At 59.0% G+C, this 13,045-nt stretch carries 13 protein-coding genes; 12 read left to right on the top strand and 1 reads right to left on the bottom strand.

The features are described from left to right. Positions 1 to 11 precede the first annotated feature (11 nt). The 5 genes from AC09SL_RS05705 (at position 12) to AC09SL_RS05685 (ending at position 4,085) form a co-directional block, all read left to right on the top strand. Positions 12 to 272, top strand: coding sequence for a DUF2790 domain-containing protein (locus AC09SL_RS05705; RefSeq protein ID WP_058545949.1), 261 nt, complete (start codon positions 12 to 14; stop codon positions 270 to 272). Positions 273 to 374: 102 nt separating this feature from the next. Beyond that, complete coding sequence (locus tag AC09SL_RS05700) at positions 375 to 1,373, top strand: oxidoreductase (RefSeq protein ID WP_226921130.1); 999 nt, start codon at positions 375 to 377, stop codon at positions 1,371 to 1,373. A gap of 66 nt (positions 1,374 to 1,439) precedes the next feature. Then, positions 1,440 to 2,762, top strand: a complete 1,323-nt coding sequence (locus AC09SL_RS05695; RefSeq protein WP_058545951.1) for an NTP/NDP exchange transporter — start codon at positions 1,440 to 1,442, stop codon at positions 2,760 to 2,762. Between the two features lie 71 nt (positions 2,763 to 2,833). Further along, entirely contained in the window at positions 2,834 to 3,334 is a 501-nt protein-coding gene (locus tag AC09SL_RS05690) for a lipocalin-like domain-containing protein (protein ID WP_058545952.1), read from the top strand. A 115-nt stretch (positions 3,335 to 3,449) separates the two neighbouring features. Beyond that, the gene (locus tag AC09SL_RS05685) at positions 3,450 to 4,085 is read left to right on the top strand and encodes a hypothetical protein (RefSeq protein ID WP_058545953.1); all 636 of its coding nucleotides are present in this window, start codon (positions 3,450 to 3,452) and stop codon (positions 4,083 to 4,085) included. A 40-nt stretch (positions 4,086 to 4,125) separates the two neighbouring features. On the opposite strand, the gene AC09SL_RS05680 is transcribed toward AC09SL_RS05685, so the two are convergent. Continuing rightward, complete coding sequence (locus AC09SL_RS05680; RefSeq protein WP_058545954.1) at positions 4,126 to 4,671, bottom strand: hypothetical protein; 546 nt, start codon at positions 4,669 to 4,671, stop codon at positions 4,126 to 4,128. A gap of 356 nt (positions 4,672 to 5,027) precedes the next feature. Between AC09SL_RS05680 and AC09SL_RS05675 the strand changes: the two genes are divergently transcribed. The 7 genes from AC09SL_RS05675 (at position 5,028) to AC09SL_RS05645 (ending at position 12,951) form a co-directional block, all read left to right on the top strand. Next, positions 5,028 to 6,020: a TerC family protein gene (locus AC09SL_RS05675; protein ID WP_058545955.1), complete on the top strand. Its 993-nt coding sequence runs from the start codon at positions 5,028 to 5,030 to the stop codon at positions 6,018 to 6,020. Positions 6,021 to 6,444: 424 nt separating this feature from the next. After that, complete coding sequence (gene arcD / locus AC09SL_RS05670; RefSeq protein WP_064106825.1) at positions 6,445 to 7,872, top strand: arginine-ornithine antiporter; 1,428 nt, start codon at positions 6,445 to 6,447, stop codon at positions 7,870 to 7,872. 31 nt (positions 7,873 to 7,903) lie between these two features. Then, on the top strand, positions 7,904 to 9,160 hold the full coding sequence (gene arcA, locus AC09SL_RS05665; protein ID WP_058542179.1) for an arginine deiminase: 1,257 nt from the start codon (positions 7,904 to 7,906) through the stop codon (positions 9,158 to 9,160). A 79-nt stretch (positions 9,161 to 9,239) separates the two neighbouring features. Next, positions 9,240 to 10,250 (top strand): ornithine carbamoyltransferase, encoded by a 1,011-nt coding sequence (locus tag AC09SL_RS05660; protein WP_058542178.1) that lies wholly within the window; start codon positions 9,240 to 9,242, stop codon positions 10,248 to 10,250. A gap of 71 nt (positions 10,251 to 10,321) precedes the next feature. Further along, the gene (arcC, locus tag AC09SL_RS05655; protein ID WP_058542177.1) at positions 10,322 to 11,251 is read left to right on the top strand and encodes a carbamate kinase; all 930 of its coding nucleotides are present in this window, start codon (positions 10,322 to 10,324) and stop codon (positions 11,249 to 11,251) included. Between the two features lie 62 nt (positions 11,252 to 11,313). Further along, the gene (locus tag AC09SL_RS05650) at positions 11,314 to 11,676 is read left to right on the top strand and encodes a DUF5064 family protein (RefSeq protein ID WP_058542176.1); all 363 of its coding nucleotides are present in this window, start codon (positions 11,314 to 11,316) and stop codon (positions 11,674 to 11,676) included. Positions 11,677 to 11,760: 84 nt separating this feature from the next. Beyond that, positions 11,761 to 12,951, top strand: coding sequence for a cation:proton antiporter (locus AC09SL_RS05645; protein ID WP_058542175.1), 1,191 nt, complete (start codon positions 11,761 to 11,763; stop codon positions 12,949 to 12,951). Positions 12,952 to 13,045 lie beyond the last annotated feature (94 nt).

Genomic DNA, 13,045 nt, shown 5'->3' with positions numbered 1-13,045 from the left:
TGGAGTCCACCATGAATATCCAGAACTTGTCGATCGCCAGCCTGCTGGCGGTCATCTCCCTGAGCGGTTCACCTCTGTTGGCCAAAGAGCAAACACAACCACCGGCCTATGAATACGGCATGCCGCTGGATGTCGCCCACGCCATTCGTATCGAGGCCCCGCAACCGCCAGTGTGCGAGGTCGTGCGAGCAACGATGTCCTATGTAGATACGCAGGGTGAAGTCCGCGACGTCAGTTTTCTGCAACTGGCTGAGGCGTGTGCGATCCAGTGAGCGCCGGTCGTGCCGGTTCCTCCTTCAAATAGAGAGAACTCAACCATGTGGAATACAACAAGCGCCTGCGCAACTGGTCTTTTGAACCGCACAAGTCCGCTGATGAGATTGGCCTGCATACTTGCCTTCGGCGTCGCGCTGCTCAGCGCCGTGAACATCGAGGCATCGGCTCGTGTGGCACCCCAACCAGACTGGTCGACCAGCGACATGCCGTCCCAGAAAGGCCGAATTGTCCTGATCACCGGTGGCACCAGTGGCATGGGCTACGAGGATGCGCTGGCCCTGGCGCGTGCCGGTGCCGAGGTCATCATCGCCGCGCGCAACCCGGAGCGTGGCGCGCAGGCCATCGCACGTATCCGGGACTCCGTGCCCGACGCCAAGGTGCAGTTCGAGGCCGTGGACCTGGCCGATCTTTCATCGGTGCGCGGCTTGGCCCAGCGTCTCAATCAGCGGCTGCCGCGCCTCGACGTGCTGATCAACAATGCTGCCGTCATGGCACCGCCCAAGCGGGGCACGTCCGCCGATGGTTTTGAACTTCAGTTGGCTACCAACTATCTGGGGCACTTCGCGCTGACCGGCCTGTTGGTACCGCTCTTGCGTCAAAGCCAGGATGCGCGTGTGGTGAGCCTGTCGAGCATTGCCGCTGCACGCGGCGCGATGAACCTTGATGATCTTCAGAGCGAGCAGGCGTACGACCCGTACGCGGCCTACGCGCAATCGAAATTGGCCATCCTGCACTGGGCATTTGCCTTGCAGCGGCGCAGTGATGCTGAAAACTGGGGCATTCGCAGCATGGCGGCGCATCCTGGCGTTGCGATCACCGAGTTGGTCGCACGAGGGCCAGGCCTGGACAGCGAGTTCGGTCGGCGCTGGGCAAAGGACCGTGACGGGTATCACTCAGCGGCACAAGGGGCGCTGCCCACCTTGTATGCCGCCACTGCTGCGCAAGCCGTGGGCGGAGCTTATTACGGCCCGACCGGTGACGATGAACGGCGCGGTCCGTTGGGGTTCGCCAAGACGCCACCCGCCGCGAGCACGGAGGCCGATGCCGAGCGGCTCTGGGCCGTCTCCGAGCGATTGACCGGCGTGACCTATCGCTGATCCAACCTCAGCGCGGGCTTCCGTCCCTCGCTGCCCCTGCCTTGTTGCCGTCTCTTCGGAGTCTCTATGAGTACGTCTTCCTATTTGCATCGGCTGAGCCTCGCCCTTAATGCCCGCGACGGCGAGTTACGTCCAGCGCTGTGCGGGTTCCTGCTGTTCCTTTGCCTCTTCACCGGTTACTTCATGCTGCGTCCGATCCGTGAGTCGATGGGTATCGCGGCGGGGGTGGAGAATCTGCAATGGCTGTTTACGGCGACCTTCCTGGTCATGCTGGCAGCCGTTCCACTGTTCGCCTGGCTCAGTTCGCGGGTGCCGCGCCTGCGCCTGATCGACTGGGTGTACGGCTTCTTCGGTTTCAACCTGCTGATGTTCGTCGAGTTGTTCCAGTTCCAACCGGACAGTGTCTGGCTGGCCCGGGCGTTTTATGTCTGGATATCGGTCTATAACCTGTTCGTCGTCTCCGTGGCCTGGAGCCTGATGGCGGATGTATTCGACAGCGAGCAGGCCAAGCGCCTGTTCGCCTTCATCGCCGCGGGCGCCAGCGTCGGCGGCCTGCTGGGGCCGACCCTGAGCGCACTGCTCATTGGTCCCCTCGGCGCCTCGGGGTTGATGCTGCTGGCGGCCTTGTTGCTCGGTGCCACGCTGGTGTTGAAACGGGCGTTGATGGGATGGCGCGAAACAGGCGGGGCCGGCCGTCCGGGCGCTGCGCCGACGCAAAGCCCACGGCAGCCATTGCACGGCAATCCGTTCAGCGGTTTGACGGCGGTGCTCAGGTCTCCTTACTTGCTGGGGATCGCCGGCTTCGTGGTGTTGTTGGCGACGGTCAGCACCTTTCTCTATTTCGAGCAGGCGCGTCTGGTGGCCGAGCACTACCCGGATCGCGAGGCGCAAGTGCGCATCTTCGGCACCATCGACATCATCGTGCAGGCCGGTGCGTTGCTGTCCCAACTGTTCATCACCGGGCGCATCGCGCCGAGGCTGGGGGTGCGTACTTTGTTGGCCGTCGTGCCGCTGCTCATGTGCATCGGCTTCCTCGGCCTGGCGTTGGCGCCGGGGTTTGCTCTGCTGGCGGCATTGATGATCGTGCGGCGGATCGGCGAATACGCGTTCGTCCGACCGGGTAGGGAAATGCTATTCGCGCCGCTGGATGCCGAGAGTAAATACAAGGCCAAGAACTTCATCGACACCGTGGTTTATCGCGCAGGTGACGCCATGAGCGGCTGGGCCAAGAGCCTGCTCGATCTCCTGGGACAAGGCGCCGGCCCGGCCGCGATAATCGGCGCCTGCTGCGCACTGCTGTGGGGTTACTTGGGCTGGCAACTGGGGAGGAGGGCGGATAACGCCACTTTGCGGGAGCTACGCTTGGCGGCCATCTCGGCGAGGGCATGAAGACCGTGCCGACCAGAATGAAACCCACTCTATTGTCTGCCGCGTCGTTGCGGCGAGGAAAGGTGAAGCGGATGACTCTGAAAAACAAGGTACTGGCGGTCGTAGCGGTGATTGCCTTCTCGGCGTGCTCAAGTGTGTTTGCGGGCAAAGAAAATTCCGTGGTCGGAACCTGGCGCATGATCAGTGCAACCGTTGAGAGCCAGGGCATCAAATCGAATGCTTATGGCCCCGATCCTCATGGTTGGCTCGTCTTCACGCCGGAGCTGACGTTTGTCGAAGTACTCACGGATCCACGCGTGCCGGCGTTTCGATCCAACGTTCGTGGCGAAGGCACCGATGAGGAAAACCGGGCAGCGATGGCGGGGGGCATCGGTTTTTTCGGGCGATATACCGTCGACCAGAACGGTGAGTTCACGGGCAACACTGTCGAAGGGGCTACGTTCCCGAACTGGGTGGGCGCTGTGCGCACCCGGGACGACCTGCAGTTGAAGGTCGATGGCAACCGGATGGTAGAAGATTTTCGCCGCCCGGATGGGGCGAAGGTTCATATCGTCTGGGAGCGTGTCAGGTAATTGCGAAGCGGCGTGTGTGCAATAAGATGATGGCCTTTTGCTTTTATGCGGATCCCGCTAGAATTCGACCCCCTCTCTGTGAGCGGCATCAGTCAAATTACGCAAGGAAGTCGATATGCAATTTGCAAAAGCCATAGGCCTCGCCCTGGCCTTGAGCCTGAGTGGATGCGCCAGTTTCACCAAAGATGAAGTAGCCCCCGTGAGTCTGCCTTCAATGGCCAGCTACTCGAACAAGCCGAACGTCTATGTCGATTTCGATTTCTATCAGGGCGATCCCGACAATGCCAAGGCCACCGAGGTGCCGCAGGCTCGCGACATGCTCAAGCCCGATCTGAAGCGAACCTTTGATGAATCAGGGCTTTTTGGGCGCGTGGTCTTTGACGAATTCCAGAAACAACCGGGCGATTACAGTCTTCGATTGAAGGTCTATAACCATGCGCCAGGTGGTGGGCAAATGGTCCTGGCGTTCCTTAGTGGCTTCACATTCACGATCATTCCTGCGTTGGCGACCGACCAGTACACCATGAGCCTGGAAACCCTGGACGAGCAGGGTCAGTCGTTGGGCAAGACCAGCAATCATGATGCAGTCAACACCTGGATGGGCATCTGGTTCCTGCCCCTGGCAAGTAATACGCCCAAGGCTGCCATCACCGACACCTTCAACCGCCAGGTCAATGCGCTGTTGAAGAACTGGGTCGACAACAACCGCATAAAATACTCCGCTGTCGACACCCATATTCCACGGGGCTGACACCGAAAGAAAAAGAGCCGCAATCGCGGCTCTTTTTTGATCACTTCAACGCTTGAGTGAACTGTGGGTCGCTGTACAAGCTCTTGAGCAAGTCTTGCAGCATAGGGTTGTAGTTGTTCGCGGCCGCCGGAATGGCGATTGGACCAAAGAAACTGCTGTCCCAATCACGCTGCACGTCTTTAGTGGTTTCGTATAGAACCTGATCACCTTTACGCAGCGTGAAGCGCGCAGCCACCTCGCCATGGCCGCTGCCTATGCCTGCGGTGAGCTGGCTCTTGACCAACTGAACCTGCAGCTGCCGGTCAGCACGAGGGTCCAAAAGACCCGCCTGGCGGAGCTCATCGTTGATCGCGGCCTGAATGTGCAGTGGAACACTGCCCTCGGGTGAAGAAATCGGGTTCAGGCGCACCATCAGCGACCCTTGACCTGGATCCGCATTCACCTGCGTCTCGCGCAGAGGCTGCATGGGTGCATTTTGCTTGAGCTGCTGAACGTTCTGAAAGTTGGGTTCATAGCGGGTCATGGTCACACCACAGCCTTGTAGCAGCAGGGCGCAGAACGGTAGAGCCAAGTAGAGCTTCTTCACAGCAAATCCTTATGTGCTTTTTAGAAGGCGTGATTATTGACTGATGGCCTTAAGCTATCAAGGATGAGTTGAGGTTTACGGTGCGCCCAAACATCTCAGCTGTATTGGCTGGCAACTTCGGCAGCGGTTTTAGGCTTCCTGGAACAGGTCAACTGGTAAGCAATTGCCAATCTGCATATCGGCATTCCGACTTCTGATGCGGCCTACCAGATTGAAATAACTTGCAACTTTTGTGTGATTGAGAAACCGCACGCGTCTCTCTAGATTTGATGTCGCAATGCCGGGCCCCTCTGACAGCCACCCGCTGCCATGTCGGAGTTGCAGTTTTATAACTTCGACACTTGGAGGAGGGGCTCATGACTGCCCTAGAACCGTTCTTCCTGGCCGAGTTCCTCGGCACCGCCACTTGGTTGTGGCTAGTCTTTATAAGCATCGTGATAGGCCTGTTGGTCTTCGACCTCGGGGTGCTACACCGTGAGCAGCGAGAAATCGGCGTTACTGAAAGTCTACTGCTGTCTGCTGGCTATATCACGGCTGGCTTGCTGTTCGGCCTCTGGGTCTGGCAGGTCAAGGGGGTTGACGCCGGGATGGATTTCTACACCGGCTTTCTGATCGAGAAATCGTTGTCGATGGACAACGTGTTCCTGATGGCGATGATCTTCAGCTTCCTCTCTATCCCGCGTAGGTATCAGCACGAGGTGCTGTTCTGGGGCATTCTCGGTGTCATCGTGCTGCGCGCGATCATGATTGGCCTGGGGGCGGCGCTGATCGCCGAGTTCAGCTGGATTCTGTATGTGTTTGGCATCTTCCTGCTGTTAACTGGAGTGAAGATGCTGTTCAGCAAGGTCGATGCCCATCCGAACCTTAGCAAAAACCTGCTGGTGAAGTTCCTGCGCAAACACATGCGGGTGACCGAGCAATTTCATGAAGGGCGCTTCTTTGTCCGTCAGACGGATGCCAGCGGCAAGTCCGTGGTCTGGGCGACGCCGTTGTTCTTAGCGTTGGTGCTGATCGAGTGTGCCGACCTGGTGTTCGCCGTGGATAGCGTGCCAGCGATCTTCGCCATCACCCAAGACCCCTTCATCGTCTACACCTCGAACATCTTCGCCATCCTTGGCCTGCGTGCGTTGTATTTCGCCCTGGCGGCGATGATTCACCGCTTCGCCTATCTCAAGTACGCGCTGGCAATGGTGCTGGTGTTTATCGGGGGCAAGATATTCCTGGTCGGCATCATCGGTAAGATTCCGGCGGTCATTTCCCTGAGCGTGACACTGGGGCTGCTGTTGGTGGGGGTGCTGCTGTCGCTGTGGAAAACCCGCGACCAAGCCTCTGCGGGCTCGCAGCTGTAAATCCAAAACAGAAAGTATCCTCAAGTTTAGGAGCAGTTTCCCAGGCATAGCAAACTCAACCCAAATACACATCGGTTTCCAGTTAACTTTCGCCGAATTCCGGTAAAGAGGGTAGCGGTCACAGTTTAGGTACAGGTGACAAATTGGAAAGACGCGTCATAAACACACCGTTTAACATAATATACATTATGTGTACTCAAGGAGCAGCTTAGTTGAGACCTTGTGCAGGCTTTTTCACACAGTAATTTCCGCTTCCGTCATCGAACAGCTACACCCGTCGGCGCCTGCTGAAGAGTCATGCTGATCTTCCCCAACGCTGATTTCAGTCAGTCATGGAATCTGACCATACATTGATTTAAATCAGATGGCTCCACGGTGAACGAATCCAACCTGCCTATCTCTTCTCCTGCATTTGGAGTTATTCATGTCTGAATCCCCCGTAAAGCTAAAACTCGGTGCACTGGTTGCTCTGGTGGTCGGCTCAATGATCGGCGGTGGAATCTTTTCCTTGCCACAAAACATGGCCGCCAGTGCCGATGTTGGTGCCGTGCTCATCGGCTGGGCCATCACCGCCGTCGGCATGCTGACCCTGGCCTTCGTATTCCAGACCCTGGCCAACCGCAAACCCGATCTGGACGGCGGTGTGTATGCCTACGCCAAGGCTGGGTTCGGCGACTACATGGGGTTCTCGTCCGCTTGGGGCTACTGGATCAGCGCCTGGCTGGGCAACGTCGGTTATTTCGTGTTGTTGTTCAGCACCTTGGGCTACTTCTTCCCGATTTTTGGCGAGGGCAACACCGTAGCCGCGGTGATTGGCGCCTCGGTATTGTTGTGGGCGGTGCATTGGCTGGTGCTGCGCGGCATCAAGGAAGCCGCATTCATCAACCTGGTAACCACCGTCGCCAAGGTCGTGCCGCTGGTGCTGTTCGTGCTGATCGCGGTGTTCGCCTTCAAGCTCGATATATTCACCGCCGACATCTGGGGCCTGAAGAACCCAGACCTGGGCAGCGTGCTGAACCAGGTGCGCAACATGATGCTGGTCACCGTGTGGGTGTTCATCGGCATCGAGGGCGCGAGTATTTTTTCCGCCCGCGCCGAGAAACGCACCGACGTGGGCAAGGCAACCGTCATCGGCTTCATCACCGTGCTGCTGTTCCTGGTGCTGGTGAACGTGCTGTCCCTGGGCATCATGACCCAGCCTGAACTGGCGAAGTTGCAGAACCCATCCATGGCCGCCGTGCTGGAGCATGTCGTGGGGCACTGGGGCGCGGTGCTGATCAGCGTCGGCCTGATCATTTCGCTGCTCGGAGCCCTGCTGTCCTGGGTATTGCTGTGTGCCGAGATCATGTTCGCCGCAGCCAAGGACCACACCATGCCCGAGTTCCTGCGCCGGGAAAACGCCAACCACGTACCGGCCAACGCCCTGTGGCTGACCAACGCGATGGTCCAGCTGTTTCTGGTCATCACCTTGTTCTCGGCCAGTACCTACCTGTCACTGATCTACCTCGCCACTTCGATGATCCTGGTGCCGTACCTGTGGTCGGCGGCCTATGCAGTGTTGCTGGCGGTACGCGGTGAAACCTATCAAAACGCCCTGGCCGAGCGCCGCAAGGACCTGGCCATCGGTGCCATCGCCCTGATCTACGCGGTGTGGCTGCTGTATGCCGGCGGGATCAAGTACCTGCTGCTCTCCGCCCTGCTCTATGCCCCCGGCGCGATCCTGTTCGCCAAGGCCAAGCGCGAGCTGGGCAAACCGATTTTCACCTCTGTCGAGAAGCTGATTTTCGCCGCAGTGGTCACAGGCGCCCTGGTGGCGGCCTATGGGCTCTACGACGGCTTCCTGACCTTGTAGTTGGCTGATTGTCCTAACTGGAGGATTTGTAATGACCACGGAAAAAGTGAAATACGGCGTGCATTCCGAAGCCGGAAAATTACGTAAAGTCATGGTGTGTTCCCCAGGCTTGGCCCACCAGCGGCTGACCCCGAACAACTGCGACGAGTTGCTGTTCGACGATGTGATCTGGGTCAACCAGGCCAAGCGCGATCATTTCGATTTCGTCACCAAGATGCGCGAGCGTGACATCGACGTACTGGAAATGCACAACTTGCTGACCGACATCGTCGCCATCCCCGAAGCCCTGGACTGGATCCTGCAGCGCAAGATCACCGCCAACTCGGTGGGCCTGGGCCTGGTGAATGAAGTCGGTTCGTGGCTGCGCAGCCTGGAGCCACGCCATATCGCCGAATTCCTGATCGGCGGCGTCTCGGCTGATGACCTGCCGGACAGCTTCGGTGGCAAGACCATCCAGATGTTCCGCGACTTCCTCGGGCACTCCAGCTTCATCCTGCCGCCGCTGCCCAACACCCAGTTCACCCGCGACACTACCTGCTGGATCTACGGCGGCGTGACCCTGAACCCGATGTATTGGCCGGCGCGCCGCCAGGAAACCCTGCTGGCCAGCGCCATCTACAAATTCCACCCTGAGTTCACCCAGGCTGACTTCCAGGTCTGGTACGGCGATCCGGACCAGGATCACGGCAGCGCCACCCTCGAGGGCGGTGACGTGATGCCCATCGGCAACGGTGTGGTGCTGATCGGCATGGGCGAACGTTCGTCCCGCCAGGCCATCGGCCAACTGGCGCTGAACCTGTTCAAGCACAAGGCCGTAGAGCGGGTGATCGTCGCCGGCTTGCCGAAATCCCGCGCCGCCATGCACCTGGACACCGTGTTCAGCTTCTGCGACCGCGACCTGGTCACGGTTTTCCCGGAAGTGGTGAGCCAGATCGTCGCCTTCTCCCTGCGCCCTGACGAAAGCAAGCCCGGCGGCATCGATGTGCGCCGCGAGGAAGGCAGCTTCCTCGATACCGTCGCCGCAGCCCTCAAGCTGCCGGCACTGCGGGTGGTGGAAACCGGTGGCAACAGCTTCGCCGCCGAGCGCGAGCAATGGGACGACGGCAACAACGTGGTGGCCATGGAACCAGGTGTGGTGATCGGCTACGACCGCAACACCTACACCAATACCCTGCTGCGCAAGGCCGGTGTGGAAGTCATCACCATCAGCGCCAGCGAGTTGGGCCGGGGCCGTGGCGGTGGTCACTGCATGACCTGCCCGATCATCCGCGACCCGATCGACTACTGACCTTGAGCCTGGGCCGGCAACGCTCTCCATCCTACGAGACCGGCCCAGGGGATAACCTACACCTGAGGAGTTCCACATCATGGCGTTCAACATGCGCAACCGCAGCCTGCTGAGTCTGATGCACCATACCAACCGCGAGCTGCACTACTTGCTGGACCTGTCCCGCGACCTCAAGCGTGCCAAATACACCGGCACCGAGCGTCCACACCTGAAAGGCAAGAACATCGCGCTGATCTTCGAGAAAACCTCGACCCGCACCCGCTGCGCCTTCGAAGTCGCCGCCCACGACCAAGGCGCCCACGTCACCTACATCGACCCGGTGTCGTCGCAGATCGGTCACAAGGAAAGCATGAAAGACACCGCCCGGGTCCTGGGGCGGATGTTCGACGCCATCGAATACCGAGGCTTCGAACAGGAGATCGTCGAGGAACTGGCCAAGTTCGCCGGGGTGCCGGTGTTCAACGGCCTGACCGCCGAGTTCCACCCCACCCAAATGATCGCCGACACCCTGACCATGCGCGAACACAGCGACAAGCCGCTGCATGACATCAGCTACGCCTACCTGGGCGATGCCCGTTACAACATGGGTAATTCGCTCCTGATGATCGGCGCCAAGCTGGGCATGGACGTGCGCATCGGCGCACCGAAAGCCTTGTGGCCGCATCAGGACTTCATCGACCAGTGCCAGGCCTTCGCTGCCGAAAGTGGCGCACGCCTCACCATCACCGAAGACCCGAAAGAAGCCGTCAAGGGCGTGGACTTCATCCACACTGATATCTGGGTGTCCATGGGCGAACCGGTGGAAGCCTGGGATGAGCGCATCGAGCAATTGCTGCCCTACCAGGTCAACGCGCAGATGATGAAAGCCTCGGGCAATCCCCGGGTGAAATTCATGCACTGCCTGCCGGCGTTCCATAACAGTGAAACCAAGGTCGGCAAGGACATCGCCGCCCGTTATCCGAACCTGGCCAATGGTGTGGAAGTGACCGAGGAGGTCTTCGAATCGCCGGCCAACATCGCCTTCGAGCAAGCGGAAAACCGCATGCACACCATCAAGGCGATCCTGGTGTCGGCGTTGGCGGATATCTAGGCGCTTGAAGAATGATCGTTCCTACGCAGAGCTTGGGAACGATCATCATCCAACTTTGAAAGGACAGCACCATGCGTATCGTCGTCGCCTTGGGCGGTAACGCCCTACTCCGCCGTGGTGAACCCATGACCGCGGAAAACCAGCGTACCAACATCCGCGTCGCCACCGAACAAATCGCCAAGATTCACGCCGGCAATGAACTGGTCATCGCCCACGGCAACGGCCCCCAAGTGGGCCTGTTGTCGTTGCAAGCCGCCGCCTACACCTCGGTTTCGCCGTATCCGCTGGACGTGCTCGGCGCCGAAACCGAGGGCATGATCGGCTACATCATCGAACAGGAACTGGGCAACCTGCTGGACTTCGAAGTGCCCTTCGCCACGCTCCTGACCCAGGTTGAAGTCGATGGCAACGACCCGGCCTTCCAGAAGCCCAGCAAGCCCATCGGCCCGGTCTACAGCAAGAGCGAGGCAGAAAAGCTCGCGGCGCAAAAGGGCTGGTCCATCGCCCCCGACGGCGACAAGTTCCGCCGCGTGGTCGCAAGCCCCAGGCCCAAGCGCATCTTTGAAATCCGCCCGATCAAATGGCTGCTGGAAAAAGGCAGCATCGTGATCTGTGCCGGCGGTGGCGGCATCCCGACGATGTACGACGCCAACGGCAAGCTGCAAGGCGTGGAAGCGGTGATCGACAAGGACCTGTGCTCGGCGTTGCTGGCCGAACAGCTGGAAAGCGATCTGCTGGTGATCGCCACCGACGTCAACGCCGCGTTCATCGACTTCGGCAAGCCGACCCAGAAAGCCATCGCCCAGGCCCACCCCGACGAGATGGAAAAGCTCGGCTTCGCCGCCGGCTCCATGGGACCGAAGGTCCAGGCCGCCTGCGAATTCGCGCGCAACACTGGCAAGGTCGCGGTGATCGGCTCCCTTTCGGACATCGAGGCCATCGTCCAGGGCAACGCTGGCACCCGAATCAGTACAGCGAAACCCGGCATCAGCTACCAATAAAAAGAACAGGGAACGGCCTGAAACCTGCCCTGAAACAATGCTTTATTGCAGGAGAGATCACCATGGCTACTTTTACACCCGGTCATCTGCACATCAAGCGCGACGCGCTGAACAGGAACGATGTCAGTTACGACCTAAACATCGACTATGAAGTCCACCAGGACCCCAAGGAAGGCAGGGGCATGCTGTTCACAATGCACGGGAGTATCCAGGGCCGGGATATGGAAGAAAAATTCTTCCTGCCCAAGGATCAAGCCTACAATTTCGGGAGCAACGTCACCCAGATTGCAGAGATGTACGGCATACCCAAGGTGTACAGCGCTATCGGTTCAATGCACAAGAACTACGACCTGGTGTTCGAAGATGTCCGGGTACAGTTGGGTATGAAGTCGGGAGACCCGGTCAAGCCAGAGCATCTTGAATAACCTGCTGTACAGCGCCTTTAAGCTCCGCGTCGTAATGGCAACGGTGCCATTGCCCTGGCAACAAGCTGGACAAGCAGGTGACCTATGTATCAGAACTTAGCCCTGCTTGCCGCTTTCCTCCTGAGCTACAGCATATTTGCCGGGCGTTTCGAGTCGCGTCTGCTTAATGGTCCGCTCATGTTCATGCTTGCCGGTCTGATTCTCGGCCCGGCGTTCCTGGGTATTCTGCAACCTCGGATTGACAAGGACGGTCTGCGGATCCTGGCCGAGCTGACATTGGCTATTGTTCTTTTCAGCGATGCCGCCAATGCCAACCTCAGGATTCTGAGAGCACACGAAGGGTTGCCGCTACGCTTGTTGCTGTTGGGGCTACCACTGACCATGCTCAGTGGTTGGCTGGTCGGCATCTGGCTGTTTCCGCAAGTACCGCTGTTGGAGCTGGCAATACTGGCGACCCTCCTGGCGCCCACCGACGCGGCGCTGGGCAAGGCCGTTGTGAGCAATCCCAAGGTTCCTGCGTCCGTGCGTGAAGGGTTGAACGTAGAGAGCGGATTGAATGACGGCATCTGTGTTCCGGTGCTGTTGATGTTCTTGGCCCTGCTGATCGAAGAGCAAACACTGTCTCCCCTCTCGATGGCCGTGGAGTTGGTGGTCGAGGAGCTTGGCATCGGTGCAGCCGCCGGTATCGCTCTTACGCTTATCGCCTGGGCATTGCAGCGTTATTCCGCAAAGCACCATTGGCAAACGCCTGTGTGGTCACAACTGACGTTGCCCGGCTTGGCTATTCTTTGCTTTGCCACAGCGCAAGCATTAGGCGGTAGCGGGTTTATCGCGGCGTTCGTCGGCGGGTTGCTCGCCAGCTATTTGTTTACCCAGCAAAAACACCACCTGCTCAAGGCCAGCGAAGAATTCGCCAGCCTGTTGTCGGTCGTGACCTGGGTCGTATTTGGCGCGCTGGTGATTCCTCGGGCCTGGAGTAGCCTGACCTTGAACGTCTGGCTCTATGCGGTACTCAGCCTGACCGTGATTCGCATACTGCCTGTGTTGATCAGCCTTGCAGGTAGTCGCTTCGATTTCGAAACCCGCCTGTTCATCGGCTGGTTCGGCCCACGAGGCCTGGCAAGCATCGTCTTCGCCGTCATGATATTGGACTACCCCCTGCAAGCCAGTCGTACCTTGGTAGCTGCCGCAGTCTGCACCGTTTTGTTGAGCGTGCTGCTCCATGGCTTGAGTGCCAATCCATGGGTTGCCCGGCTGGCTCGTCGTGTTCATTGATTTTTGTCAGAAATGCTCCCGTCTGCGGGTGCTACGTTGTAATCAGCAGTCGGCTATGCGTTTGTTCAAGCAACCTTCACGGGGCAAGATATGG

It is taken from the genome of Pseudomonas sp. PF05 (assembly GCF_056521845.1).
The sequence above is the reverse complement of the archived record's forward strand: the minus strand, read 5'-3'. Positions and strand labels throughout refer to the sequence as shown.